21 protein-coding genes are annotated in these 24,400 nt (G+C 64.9%); 2 read left to right on the top strand and 19 right to left on the bottom strand.

Annotated elements, in window-relative coordinates; all coding sequences use genetic code 11:
- Positions 1-25: 25 nt before the first annotated feature.
- From AABA86_RS14370 to AABA86_RS14355, 4 genes are all read right to left on the bottom strand, one after another.
- Positions 26-622, bottom strand: a complete 597-nt coding sequence (locus tag AABA86_RS14370) for a glutathione S-transferase family protein (protein WP_212243475.1) — start codon at positions 620-622, stop codon at positions 26-28.
- Between the two features lie 115 nt (positions 623-737).
- Positions 738-1,757 (bottom strand): hypothetical protein, encoded by a 1,020-nt coding sequence (locus AABA86_RS14365; protein WP_338307263.1) that lies wholly within the window; start codon positions 1,755-1,757, stop codon positions 738-740.
- Between the two features lie 91 nt (positions 1,758-1,848).
- Positions 1,849-2,313, bottom strand: a complete 465-nt coding sequence (locus AABA86_RS14360) for a GNAT family N-acetyltransferase (protein ID WP_212243477.1) — start codon at positions 2,311-2,313, stop codon at positions 1,849-1,851.
- Positions 2,314-2,320: 7 nt separating this feature from the next.
- Positions 2,321-3,247, bottom strand: a complete 927-nt coding sequence (locus AABA86_RS14355) for a hydrogen peroxide-inducible genes activator (RefSeq protein WP_212243483.1) — start codon at positions 3,245-3,247, stop codon at positions 2,321-2,323.
- Between the two features lie 114 nt (positions 3,248-3,361).
- Here AABA86_RS14355 and katG point away from each other — a divergent pair, with 114 nt between their 5' ends.
- Positions 3,362-5,530: a catalase/peroxidase HPI gene (katG, locus tag AABA86_RS14350; RefSeq protein WP_338307262.1), complete on the top strand. Its 2,169-nt coding sequence runs from the start codon at positions 3,362-3,364 to the stop codon at positions 5,528-5,530.
- A 119-nt stretch (positions 5,531-5,649) separates the two neighbouring features.
- Here katG and pnp read toward each other — a convergent pair whose 3' ends face one another.
- The 8 genes from pnp to rimP all read right to left on the bottom strand — a co-directional run bounded on the left by pnp (position 5,650) and on the right by rimP (position 16,033).
- A complete protein-coding gene (gene pnp / locus AABA86_RS14345; RefSeq protein WP_338307261.1) occupies positions 5,650-7,806 on the bottom strand; it encodes a polyribonucleotide nucleotidyltransferase in 2,157 nt (718 codons plus the stop codon).
- 378 nt (positions 7,807-8,184) lie between these two features.
- Positions 8,185-8,454: a 30S ribosomal protein S15 gene (gene rpsO, locus AABA86_RS14340; RefSeq protein ID WP_008131787.1), complete on the bottom strand. Its 270-nt coding sequence runs from the start codon at positions 8,452-8,454 to the stop codon at positions 8,185-8,187.
- A gap of 2 nt (positions 8,455-8,456) precedes the next feature.
- Positions 8,457-9,578 (bottom strand): tRNA pseudouridine(55) synthase TruB, encoded by a 1,122-nt coding sequence (gene truB, locus AABA86_RS14335; RefSeq protein ID WP_212243491.1) that lies wholly within the window; start codon positions 9,576-9,578, stop codon positions 8,457-8,459.
- Positions 9,575-10,021 carry a 30S ribosome-binding factor RbfA gene (gene rbfA / locus AABA86_RS14330; protein WP_212243493.1) on the bottom strand — a complete coding sequence of 149 codons (447 nt, stop codon included), beginning with the start codon at positions 10,019-10,021 and terminating at the stop codon, positions 9,575-9,577. The genes truB and rbfA overlap by 4 nt, the downstream gene beginning before the upstream one ends.
- A 155-nt stretch (positions 10,022-10,176) precedes the next feature.
- Positions 10,177-12,885 (bottom strand): translation initiation factor IF-2, encoded by a 2,709-nt coding sequence (gene infB / locus AABA86_RS14325; protein ID WP_212243495.1) that lies wholly within the window; start codon positions 12,883-12,885, stop codon positions 10,177-10,179.
- Positions 12,886-12,954: 69 nt separating this feature from the next.
- Positions 12,955-13,638, bottom strand: a complete 684-nt coding sequence (locus AABA86_RS14320; protein WP_212243497.1) for an RNA-binding protein — start codon at positions 13,636-13,638, stop codon at positions 12,955-12,957.
- Positions 13,639-13,661: 23 nt separating this feature from the next.
- Entirely contained in the window at positions 13,662-15,272 is a 1,611-nt protein-coding gene (gene nusA / locus AABA86_RS14315; protein WP_212243498.1) for a transcription termination factor NusA, read from the bottom strand.
- Between the two features lie 2 nt (positions 15,273-15,274).
- On the bottom strand, positions 15,275-16,033 hold the full coding sequence (gene rimP, locus AABA86_RS14310) for a ribosome maturation factor RimP (RefSeq protein WP_212243499.1): 759 nt from the start codon (positions 16,031-16,033) through the stop codon (positions 15,275-15,277).
- Between the two features lie 374 nt (positions 16,034-16,407).
- Between rimP and AABA86_RS14305 the strand changes: the two genes are divergently transcribed.
- A complete protein-coding gene (locus AABA86_RS14305; RefSeq protein ID WP_212243500.1) occupies positions 16,408-17,490 on the top strand; it encodes a DUF2336 domain-containing protein in 1,083 nt (360 codons plus the stop codon).
- Here AABA86_RS14305 and trmB read toward each other — a convergent pair.
- The 7 genes from trmB to AABA86_RS14270 form a co-directional block, all read right to left on the bottom strand.
- The gene (trmB, locus tag AABA86_RS14300; protein ID WP_338307260.1) at positions 17,487-18,197 is read right to left on the bottom strand and encodes a tRNA (guanosine(46)-N7)-methyltransferase TrmB; all 711 of its coding nucleotides are present in this window, start codon (positions 18,195-18,197) and stop codon (positions 17,487-17,489) included. The genes AABA86_RS14305 and trmB overlap by 4 nt on opposite strands.
- A complete protein-coding gene (locus tag AABA86_RS14295) occupies positions 18,194-19,351 on the bottom strand; it encodes a M20 family metallopeptidase (RefSeq protein WP_338307259.1) in 1,158 nt (385 codons plus the stop codon). The genes trmB and AABA86_RS14295 overlap by 4 nt, the downstream gene beginning before the upstream one ends.
- 84 nt (positions 19,352-19,435) lie before the next feature.
- Positions 19,436-19,849 (bottom strand): helix-turn-helix domain-containing protein, encoded by a 414-nt coding sequence (locus AABA86_RS14290; protein WP_008131807.1) that lies wholly within the window; start codon positions 19,847-19,849, stop codon positions 19,436-19,438.
- Between the two features lie 222 nt (positions 19,850-20,071).
- Entirely contained in the window at positions 20,072-21,685 is a 1,614-nt protein-coding gene (lnt, locus tag AABA86_RS14285; RefSeq protein WP_338307258.1) for an apolipoprotein N-acyltransferase, read from the bottom strand.
- Positions 21,682-22,800, bottom strand: coding sequence for a hemolysin family protein (locus tag AABA86_RS14280; RefSeq protein ID WP_246549918.1), 1,119 nt, complete (start codon positions 22,798-22,800; stop codon positions 21,682-21,684). Before AABA86_RS14280 ends, lnt begins: the two co-directional genes overlap by 4 nt.
- A gap of 1 nt (position 22,801) precedes the next feature.
- Positions 22,802-23,311 (bottom strand): rRNA maturation RNase YbeY, encoded by a 510-nt coding sequence (ybeY, locus tag AABA86_RS14275; RefSeq protein ID WP_338307257.1) that lies wholly within the window; start codon positions 23,309-23,311, stop codon positions 22,802-22,804.
- Positions 23,312-23,373: 62 nt separating this feature from the next.
- A complete protein-coding gene (locus AABA86_RS14270; RefSeq protein ID WP_212243516.1) occupies positions 23,374-24,369 on the bottom strand; it encodes a PhoH family protein in 996 nt (331 codons plus the stop codon).
- Positions 24,370-24,400: the final 31 nt, after the last annotated feature.

Genomic DNA, 24,400 nt, shown 5'->3' with positions numbered 1-24,400 from the left:
TTTAATGGTTGCTACGAGAGTTCGTCTATCCCGCCGCGATCTTCTCCGCCCGCTGGAACGCGGGACGTGACATGCAGCGCGCGAGATAGGCGTCAAAGGCAGGGCGCGACGGCACCATCTTGAACAGGCGCACCGCGAAATTCAGGCCCGAGCCGATCGTGATGTCGGCGGCCGAAAATTCCTCGCCGAGAATCCACGGCCCCTCGGCGAGCGCAGCTTCCAGAACGTCGAACACCTGCGTCGCGCTGCCCCAGGCCGCGGTCGAGGTCGGGATCTCGATCTTGGTGAAGATCTGGATGATGGCAGGTTCGATGCAGCCCGTGGAGAAGAACAGCCATTGCAGATAGCGCGCGCGGCGCGGGTCGGTCACGGCGGGTGCGAGCTTCGTCTCGGGGTAGCGGTCGGCGATGTAGGCGCAAATGGCCGCGGCCTCGCCAAGGGCTGCATCGCCGTCGCTGAGCGCCGGCACTTTCCCCATCGGATTGACCTTGAGGAAATCCGGCGCCTTTTGCGCGCCGGTCGAGATGTCGGTCAGCACGCGCTCATAGGGCAGGCCGCTCTCTTCCATCAGCCAGAGCGTCGTGAACGAGCGCGAGCGGGGCGACCAATAGAGCTTGATCATGGCGGGAACCTTTCATCGGCGGAAGGCCAGCAGCGTGCAATTCATGCCGTGTTTGCCGCGTATCCGCAACGCACTACGCCTGGGTCGATGCCAACCAGCGTAAACGACATGTGGGTCAACGTTGTTCAGTGTCGCTTTGGCGTGCTGCTGGTCGACGTCCAAGCAAAAGCGGCAACGTCTTGTCGAGGCTTTCCGCCAGCATGGCGCGCACGCCGTCGCGCAGTGCGGGATTGTCGGCGGCATCTTCAGGGTGCGTTGGAAACGATTCTGCGGGCAACTCGCGATAAGGGCCGCCGACGAGCTTGCCCAAAAACCTCTGCACCGCCAGCGAATGATCCAGGTTGATCAGCGCAGAGCTCTGTCTGACGATGGCAAAGGCGCGCCCGTCAAAGATGCGGACAAACGCCAGGGCGTGGAGAAAGATGCGACGCCCGAGCACCACATCCTGGTTGAGGATGCCGAAGCCGCGGACCGTATAGCTTGATGACCCGATCGGACTGATTGCATTGAGGATCTGGATGTAGTGCCGGCAATTCGTTCCTTTCACGGCCTCGCGCATGTATCCGGCCAGCTCCGCATTGGGATCGCGGACCAACCTATCTTTCAACGTGTCCTTTGACTCATCGCGGGGAGGAAATTTCGCCGGATTGTAGGTGATTCTCAGAACGGACGCGCCGGCAGGGATCGCGGCGCGAGTCCGCGCGAAGATCAGATCGCTCAGCCCCCAGCCTGGGATCGGGACCACCGTCTTCTTGTTCTGAAATATGGTCAGGCCGGTCGTCTGCACGGTGAACTCATCGCCGGTGGTGATGACGACACCGAAGTCGCACGAGCCGCCGGCCACGGGAGCAGATCTGGCCGTCCGCGTAGTCGTCTTGCTGTTGGCGCGCTGCTTGACGGCTGGTCCTGTCGTCTCCGTCCCTTGAGGTCCCGATTTGGTCTGCGCCCAAGCATATATCGGAAAGCACCATGCCACGGCCGCAACGACGACCAGCCGGGCCAAAACGCCAAATGTAGTCCAGCCGCAGGAAGCGGACGAGCGATAGCTTGTGTCGCGTCCCGTCGGAGGATTTTGCGCCACTGCCGAGGTCAGAAGGGACAGCAGCGCGACCAGCGAGAGGGCGATACGAACCATAGATTCCAGGGGAGTGGCGGCAGGAAGTTGTCAGACACGCCACACTAGGGTGACATCGTGACAACCGCAAGCTGCACTCGGAGCTCGTCGTCTATCCCGTTGGTCGCTGCCGTTTCCACCGGTAATACTTCATCATGAACCCGTTCGCCGGCTCGATCTCTTCCTTTTCGAACACAAAACCTTCGCGCTCGTACCAGCGCCAGGCTTTTTCGTTCTCGCGCACGCAGCGCAGGTGCATCTCGTCGGGCATTTGCGTGCGCGTGAAGGCGAGTAGCTTTCGCCCGAGCGATTGACCCTGATAGTCGGGCGCGACGAACAGCATGTCGAGATAGAGTTTTGGCAGATGCAGCGCCAGCATGGCGGCGATCGTGCCGCGATCATCAGCGACAAACAGGCTCCAGCCGTTCTCGATCTCGCGCCGGATGCGCGCGCGGAGATTCGCGAGTAGAAAGTCGCTGGCCTCGCCGAGCCCGGTCGAGACCCAGCTCTCCATCCAGACGCGGCCGACCTCGTTATATTCGTCGGCGCGGGCGGGGCGGATGATCGGATGCGACATCGGAGCTTCAGGCCCGTTGGCTGCGCACAGATGGGCCTGCGCGCACCTTGCCGGCCGACAGGCACACCACCTCGGAAATCTGCAGCAGCTGCCGCGCCAGCGGGCTGGTCTTGCGCCAGACCATGCCGATGGTGCGCGATGGCTGCGGGTCGCGGAAGCGCGCCAGCGAGACCGAGGCCGATCGCGTCTCCACCGCCACCGCCATTTCAGGAATCAAGGTCACGCCGATGCCGGCGCTGACCATCTGGACCAGCGTCGACAGAGAATTGGCATCCAGCATCTCGCGCGGCGGCGCCGACTGCATGTTGCAGAACGACAGCGCCTGATCGCGGAAGCAGTGCCCCTCTTCGAGCAGCAGCAGCCGCATCTCGCGCATCATCTCGCGCGACGGCGCCGGCGTCCCCTCATCCGCGCCGGGCCGGACCAGCAGGAATTTTTCCTCGAACAGGGCGACCTCGGTGAGCGAGGGCTCGGACACCGGCAGCGCCACGATGGCGGTGTCGAGCCGTCCTTCCACCAGCTCCTGGATCAGCCGCGGCGTCATGGTCTCGCGCACGCGGATGTCGAGCTCCGGATGCATGCGCGTGAGATTCTTGGTGATGGTGGGCAGCAGATAGGGCGCGATGGTCGGGATCATGCCGATGCGCAGCCGGCCGGCGAAGCGGTCCTGCGAGGCGCGGGCGAAATCGCCGAGCTCATCGACCGAGCGCAAAATGTCGCGGACGCGTTGCGCGAGTTCCTCGCCGAACCGCGTCAGCGCCACCTGCCGGGCGCTCCGCTCCAGCAGCAGGCCGCCGAGCGTCTCCTCCAACTCCTTGATCTGCATCGACAAGGCCGGTTGCGAGATGGAGCAGGACTCGGCCGCGCGGCCGAAATGGCCGTGACGCGCCAGAGCGTCGAAATACCGGAGCTGGCGCAGCGTCAGGTTTATCATCAGAAAATCCTATCGCAGCGATCATTAAAGTCAACTTTACCTGATAGGACGCGACGCTTAGAGTGGTTCTACCTGGTCAAAGGCGCGAGTTCGACGCCACCAGAGGAGGTATTCATGGACGACACTTCGAAGTGCCCGTTTTCGGGTGGAAAACGCGTGCCAGCGAACCGCGATTGGTGGCCAACTCAGCTCAGCATCGAGATGCTGCACAAGAATTCCGGCCTGTCCGATCCGATGGGCGACGAATTCGACTATGCCAAGGAATTCAAGACGCTCGACCTTAACGCGGTCGTCAAGGACCTGACCGCGCTGATGACGGACTCGCAGGAGTGGTGGCCCGCCGACTTCGGTCACTATGGCGGCCTCATGATCCGCATGGCCTGGCACAGCGCGGGCACCTACCGCATCACCGACGGCCGCGGCGGCGCCGGTGCCGGTCAGCAGCGTTTCGCGCCGCTGAACAGCTGGCCCGACAACGCCAACCTCGACAAGGCGCGCCGGCTGCTGTGGCCGATCAAGCAGAAATACGGCCGCAAGCTCTCCTGGGCCGACCTGATGGTTCTCGCCGGCAACGTCGCGCTGGAATCGATGGGCTTCAAGACCTTCGGCTTCGCCGGCGGCCGCGCCGACGTCTGGGAGCCGGAAGAGCTCTATTGGGGTCCCGAAGGCACCTGGCTTGGTGATGAGCGCTACAGCGGTGAACGCCAGCTCGCCGAGCCGCTCGGCGCGGTGCAGATGGGCCTGATCTACGTCAATCCGGAAGGCCCGAACGGCAAGCCGGATCCGGTCGCCGCCGCCAAGGACATCCGCGAGACCTTCGCCCGCATGGCGATGAACGACGAAGAGACCGTCGCGCTGATCGCCGGCGGCCACTCCTTCGGCAAGACCCACGGCGCCGGCGATCCGTCGCTGGTCGGTCCGGAGCCGGAAGCGGGCGCGCTCGAGGATCAAGGCCTCGGCTGGAAGAGCAAGCACGCTTCGGGCCTCGCCGGTGATTCCATCACCAGCGGTCTTGAGGTGACCTGGACGACGACGCCGACGAAGTGGAGCAACAACTTCTTCGAGAACCTGTTCAAGTTCGAATGGGAGCTGACGAAGAGCCCGGGCGGTGCGCAGCAGTGGACGGCCAAGGGCGCCGACGCGATCATCCCCGACGCCTTCGACAAGTCGAAGAAGCACCGGCCGACGATGTTGACGACCGATCTCTCGCTGCGCTTCGATCCGGCCTACGAGAAGATCTCGCGTCGCTTCCTGGAGAATCCGGCTCAGTTCGCGGACGCCTTTGCCCGCGCCTGGTTCAAGCTCACCCATCGCGACATGGGTCCGATCCAGCGTTATCTCGGCCCGCTGGTGCCGAAGGAGACGCTGATCTGGCAGGATCCGATTCCGGCCGTGAATCACGAGCTGGCCAGCGAGCAGGACATTGCTGCGCTGAAGAGCAAGATCCTGGCCTCGGGTCTGTCGGTCTCCGAGCTGGTCTCGACCGCCTGGGCGTCGGCCTCGACGTTCCGCGGCTCGGACAAGCGCGGCGGCGCCAACGGCGCGCGCATCCGTCTTGCCCCGCAGAAGGATTGGGAGGTGAACCAGCCGGCTCAGCTCTCCAAGGTTCTGGGCAAGCTCGAAGCGATCCAGAAGGACTTCAACGCGTCCTCAGGCGCGAAGAAGGTCTCGCTCGCGGACCTCATCGTGCTCGGCGGTTCTGCCGCGGTCGAGAAGGCCGCCAAGGATGCCGGCGTCGACGTCAAGGTCGGCTTCACGCCGGGCCGCATGGACGCCTCGCAGGAGCAGACCGATACGGAGTCCTTCGCTCCGCTGGAGCCGCGGGCCGATGGCTTCCGCAACTTCATCGGCAAGCGGCATCAGTTCATGCAGCAGGAAGAGGCGCTCGTCGACCGCGCGCAGCTTCTGCGGCTCTCCGGGCCCGAGATGACGGCGCTCCTCGGCGGCCTGCGCGTGCTCGGTGCCAACGCGGGCAATTCGAAGAACGGCGTCTTCACCTCCAAGGTGGGAACGCTGACCAACGACTTCTTCGTCAACCTGCTCGACATGAGCACGCAATGGACGCCGGCGGCCGACGGCACCTACGAGGGGCGCGACCGCAAGACCAACGCCGTCAAGTGGACCGGCACGCGCGTCGATCTGATCTTCGGCGCGCACTCGCAGCTCCGCGCCTACGCCGAGGTCTATGCCACCTCGGACGCCAAGGAGAAGTTCGTGAAGGACTTCGCCAAGGCCTGGACCAAGGTGATGAACCTCGACCGCTACGACATCGCGGCCTCCTGACGCCGTGTTGCCCCCTCTCCCGCAAGCGGGAGAGGGGGCGCAGATCACCCCGGAGCAAGCGACAAACAAAAGGGCGGCCTCTCGGCCGCCCTTCGTGTTTCTGATGTGGTGCGGAGCGCTTACTCGCCGGCGGCTTCGCGCGGGGCCTTCTCGCCGTCGCCGCCCTTGCCCTCGAGGTCTTCGCCGGTGGTCTGGTCGACCACCTTCATCGACAGGCGGGTCTTGCCGCGGTCGTCGAAGCCGAGCAGCTTGACCTTGACCTTGTCGCCTTCCTTGACGACGTCGGAGGTCTTCTGCACGCGCGCCGAAGCGAGCTGGCTGATGTGGACGAGACCGTCCTTGGAGCCGAAGAAGTTCACGAAGGCGCCGAACTCCATCACCTTGACGACGGTGCCGTCATAGATCTGGCCGACTTCCGGATCGGAGGCGATCGACTTGATCCACTTGATCGCGGCCTTCATCGCCTCGCCGTCGCTGGAGGCGACCTTCACGGTGCCGTCGTCCTCGATGTTGACCTTGGCGCCGGTCTTCTCGACGATCTCGCGGATCACCTTGCCGCCGGTGCCGATCACTTCGCGGATCTTGTCGGTGGCGATCTTGAAGGTCTCGATGCGCGGCGCGTATTCGCCGAGCTCGGCACGGGCGTTGGTGAGCGCCTTGGCCATCTCGCCGAGGATGTGGATACGTCCATCCTTGGCCTGCGCGAGCGCGACCTTCATGATCTCTTCGGTGATGCCCTCGATCTTGATGTCCATCTGGAGCGAGGTGATGCCTTGCTCGGTACCGGCGACCTTGAAGTCCATGTCGCCGAGATGGTCTTCGTCACCGAGGATGTCCGAGAGAACCGCGAAGCGCTTGTCTTCGAGGATCAGGCCCATCGCGATGCCCGCGGTCGGCCGCTTCAACGGCACGCCGGCATCCATCAGCGCGAGCGAGGCGCCGCAGACCGAAGCCATCGAGGACGAACCGTTCGACTCGGTGATCTCCGACACCACGCGCGTGGTGTAGGGGAATTCGTGATGCGGCGGCAGCACCGGGTGGATCGCGCGCCAGGCCAGCTTGCCGTGGCCGATCTCGCGGCGCTTGGTGCCGCCGAGGCGACCGGTCTCACCGACCGAGTAGGGAGGGAAGTTGTAGTGCAGCAGGAACGTCTCTTTGTACGTTCCCGACAGCGCGTCGATGTACTGCTCGTCCTCACCGGTGCCGAGCGTGGTCACGACCATCGCCTGGGTCTCGCCGCGGGTGAACAGCGCCGAGCCGTGGGCGCGGGGCAGCACGCCGACTTCGGCGACGATGTTACGAACGGTCTTGGAGTCACGGCCGTCGATGCGCTTGCCGGTGTCGAGGATGTTCCAGCGAACGATCTTCGCCTCGAGCTCCTTGAACACGGCGCTGATGCGCAGCTTGTCGTATTTCGGCTCCTGCCCTTCGGGGAAGTAGTGAGCGATCACCTTTTCCTTGACCTTGCCGACCGCGGCGTAGCGATCCTGCTTGACCGGAATGGCGTAGGCGGCGCGCAGCTCCTGCTCGACGATGCCGAGCATCTCCTTCTCGAGCGCGGAATTGTCGATGACGGTGACTTCGCGCGGCTCCTTGGCGGCCTTCTCGGCGAGCTCGATGATCGCGTTGATGACCGGCTGGAAGTGGCGGTGACCGAACATCACGGCGCCGAGCATGATGTCTTCGTTCAGCTCCTTGGCTTCCGATTCCACCATCAGCACGGCGTCGGCGGTCCCGGCGACGACCAGGTCGAGCTGGGTGTCGACCATTTCGTCGAGCGTCGGGTTGAGGATGAACTCGTCATTGGCGAAGCCGACGCGGGCCGCGCCGATCGGACCCTTGAACGGTGCGCCCGACAGGGTCAGCGCCGCCGACGACGCCACCAGCGCGACGATGTCCGGGTCGTTTTCCATGTCGTGCGAGAGCACGGTGACGATCACCTGGGTCTCGTTGCGCCAGCCGTCGACGAACAGCGGACGGATCGGACGATCGATCAGGCGGGAGACCAGCGTCTCCTTCTCGGTCGGACGGCCCTCGCGCTTGAAATAGCCGCCGGGAATGCGGCCCGCAGCGTAGGTCTTCTCCTGGTAGTCGACGGTCAGCGGCAGGAAGTCGACGCCTTCGCGCGGCGCCTTCGCCGCGACGACGGTGGCGAGGACAACGGTCTCGCCATAGGTGGCGACGACGGCGCCGTCGGCCTGGCGGGCGATCTTGCCGGTTTCCAGCTTGAGAGGGCGTCCGCCCCAGTCGATCTCGACTGAATGCTTATTGAACATAGAGGTCTTCTTTCATGGGTTCTCGAAAGAAGGGACGGCTCTCGAAAAACAAAAACCATGCGCAAGATTGCGGGACGTTGATCGAAGCGGGCGATCAGCGTCCTGCGATCCTGCCATGGTTTTTGGATTTCGGATGGCGTCCATCCTTTCGGGTCATACGGGCGCCTTGCCCGTTGTGCCCAGCCGCCGGATTGCTGCTGGACTGTCAGTCGGCACGAATGCGAACACCGAATTGCGATCTTCGCTCATCATGCCCGGATGCTGGCCGTCAACGGCCCGCATCCGACGTGCGCGTAACCTCGATCAAAAAGCTTAAAATAAGCGCTTTCGTTCGAAACCACGTGCGAAAACGCGCGCCGTTGGCGCGCGCAAGAACTCTTAACGACGAATGTTGTGCTTCTCGAGCAGCGCCTTGTAACGCGCCTCGTCCCGCTTCTTGAGGTAGTCGAGCAGCGAGCGGCGGGTCGAGACCAGCTTCAAGAGGCCGCGACGCGAATGGTTGTCCTTCACGTGGGTCTTGAAATGGTTGGTGAGGTTGTTGATGCGTTCCGACAGGATCGCGACCTGAACCTCGGGCGAGCCGGTGTCGCCGGCCTTGTTGGCATTCGTCTTGATGACTTCCGCTTTGCGTTCTGCGGCAATCGACATCGTCAATTTCTCTCGTTGCGACCGGGGCTGGCAGTCAGGCCGGTCAGGTTGAACACACGCTTGGGGATGATTTCGCCATTGCCGACTTCAGCAAGCGCGAGAAGACGGCCTGCCACCGTGACATAGACTGTGCCGCTACAAGTGGGCGCATCCCGTCCGCGCAATAAAACGGCCTGGCCCCGATGGAGCCTTGCCGCATCAGCCCGAGTGACGGCCAGTGCCGGGATGTCGTCCAGCGCGGTCTCAACGGGCATAAGCGCGTCCGCGAGGCTACCCTCGCCGGACGCGGCTCTATCGCACAAAGCCTCCAGCTGATCCAGCGGAATCATGTCGTTTTCGCCAAATGGGCCGACCAGGGTCCGCCTGAGCGCGCAGATATGGCCGTAAGTGCCGAGAATCCGGCCCATATCGCGGGCCAGCGCCCGGACATAGGTGCCCTTGCCGCATTCGGCCTCGAACACGGCCCGGTCGTTATCCGGTTGATCCACAAGGGTTAAATGATGAATCTCGACCGGACGGGCGGCCAGCTCCACGACCTCGCCGTCGCGGGCGAGATCATAGGCGCGCTCGCCCTGGACCTTGATCGCGGAATAGCGCGGCGGGATCTGCTCGATCACCCCGGTGAAGCGGGGCAACAGGGCCAGGATCGCCTCTCGGGTCGGACGCTGGTCGGAGGTCGCGGTCACCCGGCCCTCGATGTCGTCGGTGTCGCGTTCCTCGCCCCAGCACACCGTGAACTGGTAGCGCTTGCGGCCGTCCATGACGAAGGGAACGGTCTTGGTGGCTTCCCCGAGCGCGATCGGTAGCCCGCCCGAGGCGAGCGGATCGAGCGTGCCGGCGTGTCCGGCGCGCTTGGCGTTGAACAGGCGCTTGAGCACCGCAACCGCCTGCGTCGAGGTCATGCCGATCGGCTTGTCGAGCACGACCCAGCCATGGACGTCGCGCCGGTCGCGGCGAACCTGGTTGCCCTTCTGCTTGGCATTGGCGCGCGGATCGTTGTTGACGCGGCGCGGCTCCTGATGCGGCTGAGAATCGCCGCCGATGTCCGCAAAATTATTTTTCTGCACGTCGCGCTGATCGGCCTGTTCGCCGCTGATCGTGTCGTGAGCCGGGTCCATCGTCATCGTTCTTCTTCCCGATCCGTCTCCGGATCCTGTTCCAAGTCCCCTTCGAGGTCCTTCTGCACCGCAGGTGTTCGCAAAAGTTTCTCGATCCGTTCCGCTTCGTCGAATCGTTCGTCGACGCGGAAACGAAGATCAGGTGCAAATTTCAGGTTAACGCGATGCGCGACCTCGCCGCGCAGAAACTTCTTGTTGCGTTCGAGCGCAGCGATGACGACCTCGGTGTCACGGCCACCGAGCGGCATCACATAGACTGTCGCGAGCTTCAGGTCGGGCGACATCCGCACCTCCGGCACGGTGATGATGTGACCTTCGAGATCCGCATCATGCACATTGCCTTGCGCCAGAATCTCGGCCATCGCGTGGCGAACCTGCTCGCCGACGCGCAACTGACGTTGCGAGCCTCCGCCCGGTGCGGAATTTTTTTTCTGATGATGGCGTGGCATTCTCGAAAATCACCTCGTCATGCCCGTGTTTGGGACACGGGCATTGTCATTTGTCCTGTTGAAACGAAGAGGGGTGGATGGTCGGAAAAAATCCGGCCATCGCACTCCCGCAATTTCAGTTCAAAAAGATCCGGGCGCTTCGGTAAGATTTGGACTTACAGGGAGCGCTGGATCGTCTCTACGCGGTAACACTCGATCACGTCACCGGCACGCATGTCGTGGTAGTTCTCGAAGGCCATGCCGCATTCCTGACCGGACTGGACTTCCTTCACTTCGTCCTTGAAGCGCTTCAGCGTCGACAGCTTGCCTTCGTGCACGACGACGTTGTCGCGGATCAGGCGCACATTGGCGCCGCGTTCCACGGTGCCGTCGGTGACGCGGCAGCCGGCGACCTTGCCGACCTTGGAGATGTTGAAGATCTCCAGGATGGAGGCATTGCCGAGCATGGTTTCGCGCAAGGTCGGCGCGAGCAGGCCGCTCATCGCCTTCTTCACGTCGTCCACGAGGTCGTAGATGATGTTGTAGTAGCGGATCTCGATGCCGTTGCGCTTGGCGGCCGCAGCGGCCTCCTTGTTGGCACGAACCGAGAAGCCGATGATCGCGGCGTTGAAGCCTTCGGCCAGCGTCACGTCGGATTCCGAGATGCCGCCGACGCCGGCATGCAGGATGCGGGCTGCGACTTCGTCGGTGCCGAGCTTCTCCAGCGAGCCGAGGATCGCTTCCAGCGAGCCCTGCACGTCGGCCTTGATGATCAGCGGGAATTCCTTGCGGCCCGCGGTCTTCAATTGCGACATCATCTGCTCGAGCGAGCCGCGCATGCCGGAGATCGAGGCCGCCGCGTTCTCGCGCTTCTGGTGCGCACGGTAGCTGGTGACCTGGCGGGCGCGGGCTTCGTTCTCGACCACGGCGAGACGATCGCCGGCTTCCGGCGGACCGTTGAAGCCGAGCACTTCGACCGGTACCGACGGACCCGCTTCCTGCACGGTCTCGCCCTGATCCGAGATCAGCGCGCGGACGCGGCCCATCTCGGCGCCTGCGACGATGATGTCGCCGACCCGGAGCGTGCCGCGCTGGACCAGCACGGTCGCGACCGGACCGCGGCCGCGGTCGAGCTTGGCTTCGATCACGGTGCCCTCGGCCGGCCGTTCCGAATTGGTCTTGAGGTCGAGGATATCGGCCTGGAGCGCGATCATCTCGAGCAGCTTGTCGAGATTGGTCTTGTTCTTGGCGGACACTTCGACGTCGACGACTTCGCCGCCGAAGGATTCCACCTGCACCTCGTGCTGGAGCAGCTCGGTGCGCACGCGCTCGGGCTTGGCGTCGGGCTTGTCGATCTTGTTGATGGCAACGATGATCGGCACCCGCGCCGCCTTGGCGTGGTTGATGGCTTCGATCGTCTGCGGCATGACGCCGTCATCGGCCGCAACCACCAGCACGACGATGTCGGTCACCTTGGCGCCGCGCGCGCGCATCGCGGTGAACGCGGCGTGGCCGGGCGTGTCGATGAAGGTGATCTTCTTGCCGCTTTCGGGCGACAGCACCTGATAGGCGCCGATATGCTGGGTGATGCCGCCGGCTTCGCCGGAGACGACGTTGGCATGACGGAGCGCGTCGAGCAGCGAGGTCTTGCCGTGGTCGACGTGACCCATGACGGTCACCACGGGCGAGCGGGTCTCGGTGTCGGTCGAATCGTCGGTGGCGTCGAACAGACCTTCTTCAACGTCGGACGCAGCAACGCGCTTGACGGTGTGGCCGAGCTCTTCGGCGATCAGCTGCGCAGTGTCGGCGTCGATCACGTCGGTGATCTTGTGGATCGCGCCCTGCTTCATCAGCATGCGGATGATTTCCACCGCGCGCTCGGCCATGCGGTTGGCGAGCTCCTGGATGGTGATCGCTTCCGGAATGACCACCTCGCGGATGAGCTTTTCCTTCGGCTCGTTCGCGGCATGGCCCTTCAGGCGCTGGGTGCGGCGACGGAACGAGGCGATCGAGCGCTCGCGCACATCGTCGGCATTGAATGCGGTCACGACCGTCAGGCGGCCGCGCTCCTTCTGCGGGCCGGGCTTGTGGGTGGGCTTGGGGGCTACCACGGGACGCGCGGCGCCGCCGGGGCCGCGGCGGATCTGGCGCGGACCATCGTCCTCGTCCGGGCCGGCAGCAACCGCGGGAGCGCGGCCCAACGGGCCACCTGCCGGTCTGGCTGTGGTCGTTCCGGGGCGCGCGGTCGATGTTCCCGGGCGTGCCGTGGTGGTGCCGGGGCGGGCTGCGGGGGCGCCGGGGCGCGGCGCCGGAGCGGCCGGGGCTGCTGCCGCCGGGCGCGGTGCGGATGCCGGCTGCTCGCCTTCGCCAAAACGCTTCTTGGCCTCGGTCTCTGCCTTGCGCTTGGCTTCGTCCTCGTGACGGTGACGCTCTTCCTCGGCCTTGCGGCGGGATTCGGCAGCTTCGCGCTCGACGCGTTCAGCGGCTTCGCGAACTGCGCGGCGCTGGGCCTCTTCCTCGGCCTGGCGGCGCTCTTCGACTTCGCGCACCTTGGCATCGGCCAGCGCGCTGGCGCGGGCGGAACGTTCGTCCTCGGTCAGCGTGCGCAGCACCACGCCGGATCCGGCGTTGCGCGGTGGCGCCGGGCGCGACGGAGCGGGCGTCGGAGTTGGCGCGGCCGGCGCCGGCTTCGCGACAACCGTGGGAGCCTGCGGTTCGGCACTGCCGTCGATGCGGCGCTTGCCGCGCTTCTCGACCACGACCTGCTTGCTGCGGCCATGGCTGAAGCTCTGGCGGACAGTGCCCGTTTCGACGCGCGGCTTGAGCGATAGCGTCTTGCTCGGAACGCTCAGCTTCTTGTCGTCAGGGGTCTTGGTATCAACCATTCAGCAGTCCTAATCCTGATTTATCAGTGTTGTGCGTTGCCGCACCGTCATATCGGGTCGTCGTATCTCTCAGAAATCCTGGCCGGGCTTTTCGGCAGTCTTGTCAGCGTCCGCCATCCGGTATCGGACCAGCATCTGGCTACGTGACAGGAATGACCTGCTCGCCGGGCCCGCGAGCAGGGCAGCATGTATCACATTTGACCGGGTCAGTGCCAAATCCAATTCTAACGATTTCAGCGCGGTGACGACGGGAATCTGCGGCTTGGCGCCGCGATTTCCGGCATTTTGACGCGCCAGCATGTCCAATTTGCGGATTCCGTCCGCGGCCCCGTCGCTGGCGTGGATCAGGACCCCGACCGTGCCTTCCCGAAGGGCGCTTTCGACCTTGCCGAAGCCGGCCACAATCTGGCCTGCCTTGGCAGCAATCCCAAGGGCTTCCGTCACGCTCCGAACCAGGAGCGCCTCGATGTCGGCGGGAAGCGTCTGAGGGATGCGCAGCTCGCGCTTGAAGGCCTTGCTAAATTGGTGACGCCGGACGGCTTCCGCAACCACCCCGCGCGAGGCGGTGAGCCACATGCCGCGCCCGGGCAGCTTGCGCTTGAGATCTGGAACTACGTCGCCCTGCGGCGAAATGACGAAGCGGATCAGCTCGTCGATCGGCCGGACCTCGCGGCTGACCGCGCACATCCGCATGGTCGCGGACCTTTCGGTCCGCGGGCCATTGTCGAGATCGTGGTCAGTATCTGCGAGCATCCGGGCGACATTCTCCTTTGCCCTTAAGCCGGCTGATCTTCAGCCGCCTCAGCCTCTTCGGCCGGCTTGGCCAAGTCAGCCTCGGTGATCCAGCCGGCCTTGACGCGCGCCTGCATGATCATGGCCTCGGCATCGTCGCGGGAGACGTCGAGACCGTCGAGCGCGCCGGCGAACTTGGTCTGCTCGCCGCCTTCCTTACGCTCGGTCCAGCCGACCAGATCGTCGGTGGCGCAGCCGGCGAGGTCGTCGACCGTCTTGATGTCGTTCTCGCCGAATTTCACCAGCATCTTGGAGGTGACGCCGGGCACGTCCTTGACGGCGTCCTCGACGCCGAGCTCCTTGCGCTTGGCCTCGATCTCCGCTTCCTGCTGCTCGAGATATTCGCGGGCGCGGCTCTGGAGCTCCTGCGCGGTCTCCTCGTCAAAACCCTCGATGCTGGCGAGTTCCTTGAGGTCCACCATGGCGAGTTCCTCGACCGAGGTGAAGCCTTCGGACGCCAGCAGCTGGCCGACCACTTCGTCGACGTTGAGCGATTCCATGAAGACGCGGGTGGAGTTCTCGAAATCGGCTTGGCGGCGCTCCGATTCCTCCTGCTCGGTCAGGATGTCGATGTCCCAGCCGGTGAGTTGTGAGGCCAGACGCACGTTCTGGCCGCGGCGGCCGATCGCCAGCGAGAGCTGGTTGTTGGTGTCGGGCACGACGACCTCGATGCGCTCGCGGTCTTCGTCGATCACGACCTTGGACACTTCGGCCGGCGCCAGCGCGTTGACCACGAAGGTCGCGATGTCGGGCGACCACGGAATGATGTCGATCTTCTCGCCCTGCAATTCGTTCACCACGGCCTGCACGCGCGAGCCGCGCATACCGACGCAGGCGCCGACCGGATCGACCGAGGAATCCCGGGAAATCACGCCGATTTTCGCGCGCGAGCCCGGATCGCGGGCAACCGCCTTGATCTCGACGATGCCGTCATAGATCTCCGGCACTTCCTGCGCGAACAGCTTCGCCATGAACTGCGGATGGGTGCGGGAGAGGAAGATCTGCGGGCCGCGGGTCTCGCGGCGGACGTCGAAGATGTAGGCGCGGACGCGATCGCCGTTGCGGAACACTTCGCGCGGCAGCATCTCGTCGCGGCGGATGATGGCTTCGCCACGGCCGAGGTCGACGATCACACTGCCATATTCGACGCGCTTGACGACGCCGTTGACGATGTCGCCGATGCGATCCTTGAATTCCTGATATTGCCGGTCGCGCTCGGCCTCGCGCACCTTCTGCACGATGACCTGCTTGGCCGATTGCGCGGCGATGCGGCCATATTCCAGCGGTGGCAGGGTGTCTGCGATGGTGTCGCCGACCTGGGCACCGGGATTGGCGCGCTGCGCGTCCACCAGCGAGATCTGGTTGGAATGATTTTCGACCTTCTCGACCACCAGCATGTGGCGCGACAGCCGCAGCTCGCCCTTCTTCGGGTCGATCTCGGCGTGAACGTCAGTTTCGCTGCCGTAACGTGCGCGCGCCGCCTTGGCGATGGCATCCTCCATCGCCGCGATCACGATGCCGCGGTCGATCGATTTTTCGCGGGCAACCGCGTCCGCGATCTGGAGCAATTCGAGTCGATTGGCGCTGACTGCCATGGCTAGTCTCCTTCGTCAGGCTCGATCTCACCGCGCCGCGCGCGTTCGGCGGCAAGGCGATGTTTCTTCGTATTGGTCGGGGCCGGCTTCTTTTTTTGCGGCTTGGTGTTCTTGGTGATCTTCGCACTGATCTCCGCGTGCGGTGCTGCCGGCGGCTCGATGCCGAGGTCCCGGCGCATCTGGCGCTCCTCGGCCTTGCCGCGGCGCATGGATTCCGCGATCAGATCGTCGGTCAGCACCAGGCGGGCTTCGCCGATATCTTCCATCGTCAGGAGAACGTCGGGATTATCGCTCGCCTTGGCGTCGTCGCGACGCAGGTGCACGCGGTCGCCCTCGACGGCGCCGAGCGTGCCGCGGAACCGCTTGCGTCCCTCATGGGCCACCGCCATGTCGATCTTCACCAGATGGCCGGAATAGCGCTCGAAATCCGAGCGGCGGACCAGCGGCCGGTCGATCCCGGGCGAGGAGATTTCCAGCCGATAGGCGCGATCGATGGGATCGGCGACATCGAGCACGGGCGACAGCGCCCGCGAGATCGCCTCGCAATCCTCGAGCTGCATCGAGCCGTCCGGCCGCTCGGCCATGACCTGCACGGTGCAGCCGGCCTCCCCGGAAATACGGATCCGCACCAGGCGGTAGCCCATGCCCTCGAGCACCGGCGCTGCGACCGCGGACACACGTGCCGCCACGCCCGGCTCGACCACGAGCCTCGGCTCGGCCAGCAACTCGGCATCCGTGGAACCAGTGTTCGGTTCGGTCATATCAGGGGTCAAGGCGCTCGTTGGATAAGGCTTGGGTTAAGGCTTGGTTAAGATTTTCAAAGCCCGCTTCGGAACTCCCCGACAGCGCGTCGGGCCGCATCTTCCGCCAAGCCGCGTTCGGGTAATAAAAAAGAGCGGGTCCTTTCGGGCCCACTCTCACTACGCGGATCGTATGAGAAGATGAATTGGCGCTGATATAGCGCTTTCTGTCCCCCCGGACAAGGCCCATCGCAGGCCAGACGAGGCTTTTTGCGCCCGATTCGCGGCGCCCCGGGCCTAACGCTTCCTTCACCTCGGGGGGCTAAATTCCCTGATTGTGGGGCGGCTTGGACCAAGGGCGCGCCCGCGGCGTGCCCCGTACGAGTTGCGTTTTCATGACCGTTGCCACGTCGCTCATTCCCGGACTGGACGATATCGTCAAACGCGGCGATCCGCGGCGACGCGGCGAAATCGCGCGCGCCATCTCCGAGCTGTTCTTCCAGGATCCCGCAAGACTTCGGCCCGAGCTCATCGATCTGTTCGACAACCTCCTGATCGATCTCGTCCCGCATGCGGAGCTTGCCTCGCGCGTCGATCTCGCCGAGCGGTTCTCGCGATTGAACAATGCCCCGCCGCATCTGGTGAATCAGCTCGCGCGCGAAAACGAAATCGCGGTCGCAGGTCCAGTGCTGCGCAGCTCCCCCGTGCTCGACGACGCCGCGCTGGTCGAGATTGCGCGGTTGAAAGGTCAGGGGCATCTGCTGGCGATGACGGAGCGCCCCGCTTTGTCTCCCGTCATCACCGACGTGCTGGTGGAGCGCGGCGACCGCGACGTGGTGCGGCGCGCCGCGGGCAATGCCGGCGCGGTGTTCTCGCCTGGCAGCTATTCCGAGCTGATCAAGCGTGCGGCGCAGGACGGCGTGCTGACGCTCAAGATCGGCCAGCGCAGTGATCTCTCGGGCGAGAATCTGAAACAGCTTCTCGACGGTACGCTCGACGTCATCCGCCGCCGGCTCTCCAGCGTGGTCAATCCCGCGCGCCAGGTCGAGATCAAGCGCGCGATGGTGGCCATCGAGGAGGCCGCGCTGCCGCCGGGGCCACGGCGCGATTTCTCCGCGGCCCAGCGCACGGTGCTCACCCTGCATCGCGAGGGCCATCTCGGCGAGAGCGCGCTGCTCGGCTTCGCCAAGGCGAACAAATACGAGGAATCCATCGCCTCGCTCTCGGCGATGTCCGGCGTTCGGCTCTCGGTCCTCGACCGCCTGATTGCAGGCGACCGCTACGATCCGATCCTCATTCTCGGCCGCGTGCTGAATCTCGGCTGGCCCACGGTGCGCGCGCTCATCCTGCTCTGGTACGGTCCGCACCGCACGCCGGCCGATGCCGATATCGAGGCCGCGCGCGTGAACTTCACGCGCCTGATGCCGACGACCGCCGAGCGCGTCGTCAATTTCTGGCGCAACCGGCAGACGATCTAGAGTCGTCTGAATCGCAAATACGCCGCCTTCCGTCCCTCGCGTGCGGCCTTTCGGCCGTAGCGCGTCATGGTGTAGCCCGCCCATGGTTGCCTGAAGTCATCGGCGCGTTCGGCAAGCCAGACGAAATCCTGCGAACGCGCAAGATGCGACAGCGTCCAGGCGCAGTAATCGTCGATGTCGCAGACAAAGCGGAATTCGCCGTTCGGCTTCAGCACGCGTGCCATCGCGGCGATGGTCCTGTCCTGGACGAAGCGCCGTTTCCAGTGCCGCCGCTTCGGCCAGGGATCCGGATGGATCAGGTCGATCCGCGACAGCGATGCCTCGGGCAGCCAGGCCAGCAGCTCGGCGGCGTCGCCTGCAAACAGGCGGATGTTGCCGATGTTGGCGGCCTCGATCTGCGCGAGGATCTTGGCCATGCCGTTGACATAGGGCTCGCAGCCGATGAAGCCTGTCGTGGCGAAGCTTTGTGCCTCGGCCGCCAGATGCTCGCCGCCGCCGAAGCCGATCTCGAGCCGCACATCGTCGGCGGCGGGATCGAAGATCTCGCTTGCGTCCGCCGGCGTCTCACCGTCGATGTCGAGCGCCAGATGCGGCAGCAGTTGACCGATCAGCTCGGCCTGGTGCTGCCTGAGCTTGTGACCCTTGCGGCGCCCGAAGAACGCGCGCTCGCTGTCGTCTCGGTCGGGGGTCGATTTGCGCTCGCTCATCGCAGCGTCTGGTACAGGCGATGGAGCAGCCGCGCGCGCGGCGCGAGCGACGAGACATAGAGCTGCTCATAATGGGTGTGCGCGCCCTTGCCGTCGACGCCGAGACCGTCGAGCGTCGCGGTATGGGCCGCGGTGAAATTGCCGTCCGAGCCGCCGCCGGTGTGGGTGTCGACCAGCTCGAAGCCGATCTCGCCGGCGAGCGTCTTCGCATGCTCGTACAGCGAGGCGCCTGCGTTGCTCTTCTCGTATGGCGGACGATTGAGCTCGCCGGTGACGGTGACGGTGACGCCTTCGGTCTTCGACGTCAGCCCAAGGATCTTGCCGACGAACTCCTCTGCGTCCTTCAGGCTCACGACGCGCAGATCGACTTCGGCATAGGCCTCTTCCGGCGTGACGTTGGGGCGCGTGCCGCCACGAACCACGCCGACATTGATGCTGACGCCGCGTGTCAGGTCGTTCATCCCTTCCAGGGCCAGGATGACGTTGGCGAGCTCGCGCACGGCGCTGCGGCCGTCTTCCGGCCGCGAGCCGGCATGCGCGGGCACGCCCTTGATGAGCACCCGGAAGCGTCCGACGCCCTTGCGTCCGGTGACGATCTTGCCGCCGTCGCGCGCCGGCTCCGTCACCAGCACATATTTGGCCTTGCGCCCTTCGGTCTCGATGAGTGCGCGAGAGGTGGGGCTGCCGATCTCCTCGTCGGAGGTGAACAAATGCGTGATGCCGAGCGGCGAGCGATCGGCCGTCGCGCACAGCGCACCAAACGCGTGATGGGCGATATAGGCCCCGCCTTTCATGTCGTAGATGCCGGGACCGTAGGCGACGTCGCCTTCGACCTTGAACGGCAGCCGCTCGATGAATCCCATGGGATGGACGGTGTCGAGGTGGCTCAGCACCAGGATGCCCGGCCGGTCCTGCCCCCAATTCGAGCGCGCCACGAGATGATCGCCGCAGCCATCGACGCCGGCGACACGCTCCAGCGTGACCGGCAGATCGCGGTATTGCTCCGTGACCACAGAGATCAGCCTGTTGACCTGTTCAGGCGCTTCCGTCGGCGTCTCGACCTCCACCCAGCGGCGGATGCCATCGAGAATAGTTTGGGAATCGAACCAATTGGAGCCGGCCATGGGCGCATCTGTGCCTTTGAATCGCATCATCGAAGCGGACGCGCGTCAAAGCGCGGCCACAAATGACGACATAGGCCAGATTTGACGCAGTCTCAAATCGCCACTGAGTGGCGATCAGCGCTTGTCGGGACCTTCGCGAGCCGCAATCTGCTCGACGAGATCGACGATCGAGCGGCGCATCTTCGAATCGGTGATTCGCGTGAACGCCTTGGTCAACGCAAGTCCTTCGGAGGTCGCGAGAAAGTCCGAAACATAGGAGGGCGAAGCGCCTTCTGCGAAGCCGTCCGGCCCCGCCACGCCGCTCGGGCCGCCCTCGAACAGGAACGACACCGGCACCTGGAGAATCTCGGCGATCTGCTGGATACGGCTGGCGCCGACCCGGTTCGTGCCCTTCTCATATTTCTGGATCTGCTGGAAAGTCAGGCCCAAAGCTTCACCGAGCTTTTCCTGGCTCATGCCCAACATGATGCGGCGCATACGCACGCGACTGCCGACATATTTGTCAACAGGGTTGGGCGCTTTCGACATTTCCTCAGCCCTCCAAACACCACCTTCAGCGCAATCAACTGGAGTGCCTCAGGTGCAAGCATCGTCAAATCAAACCCTCTTATTGGGAAACATTGCGGAGAAATTTAGCAATGCACCGCTGTCTTTTGCAGCCGGTGCAGAATGGGGAGCCCATGTGCAGTCTGTCAACCGTGGGACTACGGTTGTCAAAAGCTTCCGGCCGCCTCCACGGCGATGGCGCGATCAGGCCTTCCGCTTGGCGACACGTCGGCGGACCGCCAGAATCACGGCCAGCGCGACCAGCATGGCGGCCGGCACGTCGCCCACGCGCGCATAGACGGTCGGTGATATCGCGGCAGGCAGGCTTGCATCCAAAATGCCTTCGATTCCGAGACCGAGGCTGGCGACGGTGCGGCCCACCGGATCGATCACCGCAGAGATGCCGGTATTGGCGGAGCGGACCAGCGGCAATCCGAGCTCGATGGCGCGCATGCGCGACTGCTCCAGATGCTGATAGGGGCCGGTCGAAATGCCGAACCAACCGTCATTGGTGAGATTCACGATCCAGCCCGGACGTTCGTTGCGTCCAGCCACCTCGCCGGGAAAGATCGCTTCGTAACAGATCAGCGGCAGCGCGGGCGGCGCGCCGGGCACCTGCAGCGCATGCCGTACAGTGCCGGGAATGAAGCCGCCGCGCACACGCGTCAGTTGCTCGAAACCGAGCTTCTCCATCAATGCCTGGTAGGGAAGAAATTCTCCGAACGGCACCAAATGCAACTTGTCGTACACTGCGAGCACGCTGCCGTCGTGATCGATCACGTAGATCGAATTATAGGCACGCGTGATCGGCGTGCCTCGCGGCAGGTCGGGCGCGCGGACCGAACCCGTGATCAGCACCGTGCCCTTGGGCAGAAGATCGGCGATCTGCGCCATCGCGTCGGCTTCGCGGGTCAGGAAGAACGGAAAGGCAGATTCCGGCCAGATCAGGATGGTGGCATCGCGCACGCCGGTCGATTGCGGGCCGGAGGCACGGTCCGACAGCGCCAAATATCTTCTCATCACCTCCGACTTGGCGGCGTAGTTGAACTTGGCGTCCTGCTGCAGGTTCGGCTGCATCAGGCGCAGCTTGGCGCCAACAACCATCGTGGTCGGATGCAGCGACAGGCGGATCGCGCCGAAGATGCTCATGACAAGCAGGAGCGCGATTGCGGCCGCCGGCACGCGCCACGCCAGGCGGCGATCGGGCGTGCGGTCGATCAGCGTCGCGGGGCTCGCGAAGATCGCAACCGTCAGGAATGTCATGCCCCACAGGCCGACCAGCGAGGCGGTCTGCGCCAGCGGCAGCGGCTCGGACAGCGCGTAGCCGAACGCGTTCCAGGGAAAGCCGGTCAGCGCGTGGCCGCGCAGCCATTCGCTGATGGTGAGGCTTGCTGCGAGCGCAAGCACGCGCGTGGCGTTCTTGGTCCAGAGCAGGCGGGCCAGCGCAAAGCCGATCGCCGTGAAGATGGACAGGTAAGCCGGCAGGCCGAGCACGGCGAATGGCGTCAGCCAGGCGAACACATCGGCCTCGACAAAGAAGGCGTAGCCGATCCAGTAGAGGCCGGGGACGAAATAGCCGAGCCCGAACCAGTAGCCGGTCAGCGCCGCGGCGGGGACGCCGTTGTATCGCCCAGCGCCGGCGCCATCGATCAGCCAGACCAGCACCGGGAAGGTGATGAACAGCACCGGAAAGAGGTTGAACGGCGCCAGCGCCAGCACCGACAGCGCTCCGCACCCCATGGCGATGACGGCGCGCTTCCATCCCCAGGCGAGGATGATGGCGAGCGCAATCTGCCGAAGTCGCTGGAATGGGCTCACTGCTGGCCGGTCCCGTCGCTTGGCGGCGGGGTGGGCGTGTCATTGGCCGGCGATTGACCGCTGTCCGGCGCAGCCTCGCGGCGCCGGCTCTCGCGCTGCGTGCGCGGCGCGGGACGCTCCTTCCGCGTCGAGATGCGCAGCCGCTTGACGCGGCGCGGATCGGCATCGAGCACCTCGATCTCGTAATTGCCGGGACCCGAGATCACCTCGCCGCGCACCGGCAGGCGCCCGACGAAGCTGACGAGATAGCCGCCGAGCGTCTCCACTTCCTCGCCGGCTTCGCCGGTGACGAAATCCTCGCCGATCACCGAGCGGACGTCGTCGAGGCTGGCGCGGGCGTCGGCGATGAAGGCGTTGTCGGGCAGGCGCACGATCGAGGGCGGCTCGTCGCTGTCGTGCTCGTCGTCGATCTCGCCGACGATCTGCTCGACGATGTCCTCGATCGAGACCAGCCCGTCGCTGCCGCCATATTCGTCGACCACCAGCGCCAGGTGGATGCGCGTGGCCTGCATCTGCGCGAGCAGGTCGATCGCCCGCATCGACGGCGGCACGTAGAGCAGCTTGCGGATGATGCGCGCATCCTCGAGCGGCAGCGCGAGATCGACAGTGCGGAGGTCGAGCCCGGCCGGCAGCGGCTTCTTGCGCTTGGTCTTGGTGGCTTCCGAGACGCGGGCACGCGCGGTCATGAAAGCGAGCAGGTCGCGGATGTGGACGATGCCGACGGGATCGTCGAGCGTCTCGTTGAAGACCACCAGGCGCGAATGGCCGGCGCTCTCGAAGCGGTCCATCAACTCGCCGAGCGGGATGTCGCGCTTCACTGCGATGATGTCGGCGCGATGCACCATGACGTCGGCAATGCGGCGCTCGTGCAGACCGAGGATGTTGCGCAGCATGGTGCGCTCGACCGCCGAGAAGCCGGTGTCGTCGGGCGTCGTCGCATCGAGCACGACCTGGAGGTCGTCGCGCACCGATCCCGCCTTCCAGCCGAACAGCGTGCGGATGGCGCGCAAGAGCCAGCCATCGGCGGTCGGGCGCATCACCTCGCCCTGGGGCACCACGGCCGGCAGATTGGCCGTGTGGCGCGGGTTGTCCTGGATCGGGTCGGAATCCGGCATCTCAGTGCGTCCCTGCGCGGTCTGCATAGGGATCGGGAATTCCAAGGTGAGCCAGGATCTGCGTCTCCAGTGTTTCCATCTCCTCGGCGTCGCCGTCGTTCTCGTGGTCGTAGCCGATCAGGTGCAGGAAGCCGTGCACGGCAAGATGGCTCAAATGGTGGTCGAACGGCTTTTGTTCCTCGTCCGCCTCGCGCCGCATGGTCTCGTAGGCGATCGCGATATCGCCGAGCATGCGCGGCGCATCGCCCGGCTTCCATTCACCCTCCGGCTGGAGCGCGGGAAACGACAGCACGTTGGTCGGCTTGTCGATGCCGCGCCAGTTGCTGTTGAGGGTGCGGATGCCGGCATCATCGGTCAGCATCACCGCCACTTCCGCGTCGGCAACGTCGTCGTCGACACTCTCGGCGGCGGCCGCAACCGCGCGCTGAATCACGGCTTCGGAATCGGGCTCGTGCTGCCAGCAATCGGCGACGACGAGGACCTCGGTCATGGGAAGATTCGGTTGCGACATTGTCTTTGTTCGGAACGATGAGGCGCCTTCGTCCGCGCCCTCTGGGTCCGGCTGTTGCCTCGTCAGGATTTGCCGGCGGCCGGCCGCTGCGGCGAGCCTTCGTAGGCAGCGACGATCCGCGCCACGAGTTCGTGGCGGATCACGTCCTCGGCTTTGAAATGAACCTGGGCAATGCCCTCGACGCCGCCCAGGAGGCGGGTCGCTTCGGCCAGGCCCGAGGTCTGGCCGTTCGGCAGGTCGATCTGCGAGGGATCGCCGGTCACGATCATGCGGCTGTTCTCACCGAGGCGCGTCAAGAACATCTTCATCTGCATCGACGTGGTGTTCTGCGCCTCGTCCAGGATGATGGCGGCGTTGGTGAGGGTGCGGCCGCGCATGAAGGCGAGCGGCGCGATCTCGATCTCGCCGGTCTGAAGCGCGCGCTCGACGATGCGCGCATCCATGAGGTCGTAGAGCGCGTCGTAGATCGGGCGCAGATAAGGATCGACCTTCTCGCGGAGATCGCCGGGCAGGAAACCGAGCCGCTCGCCCGCTTCCACCGCCGGACGCGACAGGATGATCTTGTCGACCTCCTTGCGCTCGAACAGCTGCGCGGCATGCGCGACCGCGAGCCAGGTCTTGCCGGTGCCGGCCGGGCCGATGCCGAACACCAGCTCGTGGCGCTTCAGCGCGCGAATGTAGGAATCCTGTGCGGCGGTCCGCGCGCGCACCGGGCGCTTGCGCAGATTGATGCTGTCGAAGCTGGATTTGGCCGATTTGGCGTCGAACTCGAACAGGGAACCCTGGGCGATCACGGCGCGGATCGCGCCCTCGACCTCGCCCTGGTCGAGATCCTGCCCCTTCACGGCCTGCGCGTAGAGCATCTCCAGCACGCGGCGTGCGGCGTCGCAGCCGTCGCGCGTGCCGCCGATCGTGATGTGGTTGCCCTTGGAATCGACGACAACGCCGAGCCGCCGCTCGATTTGCGCCAGATGCTGGCCGTAGGGGCCGACCAGCGCGGAAGCGGCGCGGTTGTCGTCGAAGTCGATGACGACCTGGGTCTCGGGCGGAACTTGCATGTCGCGGTCAAATTTGCGGCTGGGAGCGAGA

The organism is Bradyrhizobium sp. TM233, from assembly GCF_036247965.1.
Classification (GTDB): Bacteria; Pseudomonadota; Alphaproteobacteria; order Rhizobiales; family Xanthobacteraceae; genus Bradyrhizobium; species Bradyrhizobium ottawaense.
Note: the sequence above shows the minus strand (reverse complement) of the source record. Positions and strands in the feature narration are given on the sequence as shown.

Bases quoted from the DNA above. Each gene is read 5' to 3' on its own strand.
- AABA86_RS14370 (WP_212243475.1), bottom strand. From the start codon at position 622: ATGATCAAGCTCTATTGGTCGCCCCGCTCGCGCTCGTTCACGACGCTC.
- AABA86_RS14365 (WP_338307263.1), bottom strand. From the start codon at position 1,757: ATGGTTCGTATCGCCCTCTCGCTGGTCGCGCTGCTGTCCCTTCTGACC.
- AABA86_RS14360 (WP_212243477.1), bottom strand. From the start codon at position 2,313: ATGTCGCATCCGATCATCCGCCCCGCCCGCGCCGACGAATATAACGAG.
- AABA86_RS14355 (WP_212243483.1), bottom strand. From the start codon at position 3,247: ATGATAAACCTGACGCTGCGCCAGCTCCGGTATTTCGACGCTCTGGCG.
- katG (WP_338307262.1), top strand. From the start codon at position 3,362: ATGGACGACACTTCGAAGTGCCCGTTTTCGGGTGGAAAACGCGTGCCA.
- pnp (WP_338307261.1), bottom strand. From the start codon at position 7,806: ATGTTCAATAAGCATTCAGTCGAGATCGACTGGGGCGGACGCCCTCTC.
- rpsO (WP_008131787.1), bottom strand. From the start codon at position 8,454: ATGTCGATTGCCGCAGAACGCAAAGCGGAAGTCATCAAGACGAATGCC.
- truB (WP_212243491.1), bottom strand. From the start codon at position 9,578: ATGACGATGGACCCGGCTCACGACACGATCAGCGGCGAACAGGCCGAT.
- rbfA (WP_212243493.1), bottom strand. From the start codon at position 10,021: ATGCCACGCCATCATCAGAAAAAAAATTCCGCACCGGGCGGAGGCTCG.
- infB (WP_212243495.1), bottom strand. From the start codon at position 12,885: ATGGTTGATACCAAGACCCCTGACGACAAGAAGCTGAGCGTTCCGAGC.
- AABA86_RS14320 (WP_212243497.1), bottom strand. From the start codon at position 13,638: ATGCTCGCAGATACTGACCACGATCTCGACAATGGCCCGCGGACCGAA.
- nusA (WP_212243498.1), bottom strand. From the start codon at position 15,272: ATGGCAGTCAGCGCCAATCGACTCGAATTGCTCCAGATCGCGGACGCG.
- rimP (WP_212243499.1), bottom strand. From the start codon at position 16,033: ATGACCGAACCGAACACTGGTTCCACGGATGCCGAGTTGCTGGCCGAG.
- AABA86_RS14305 (WP_212243500.1), top strand. From the start codon at position 16,408: ATGACCGTTGCCACGTCGCTCATTCCCGGACTGGACGATATCGTCAAA.
- trmB (WP_338307260.1), bottom strand. From the start codon at position 18,197: ATGAGCGAGCGCAAATCGACCCCCGACCGAGACGACAGCGAGCGCGCG.
- AABA86_RS14295 (WP_338307259.1), bottom strand. From the start codon at position 19,351: ATGATGCGATTCAAAGGCACAGATGCGCCCATGGCCGGCTCCAATTGG.
- AABA86_RS14290 (WP_008131807.1), bottom strand. From the start codon at position 19,849: ATGTCGAAAGCGCCCAACCCTGTTGACAAATATGTCGGCAGTCGCGTG.
- AABA86_RS14280 (WP_246549918.1), bottom strand. From the start codon at position 22,800: ATGCCGGATTCCGACCCGATCCAGGACAACCCGCGCCACACGGCCAAT.
- ybeY (WP_338307257.1), bottom strand. From the start codon at position 23,311: ATGTCGCAACCGAATCTTCCCATGACCGAGGTCCTCGTCGTCGCCGAT.
- AABA86_RS14270 (WP_212243516.1), bottom strand. From the start codon at position 24,369: ATGCAAGTTCCGCCCGAGACCCAGGTCGTCATCGACTTCGACGACAAC.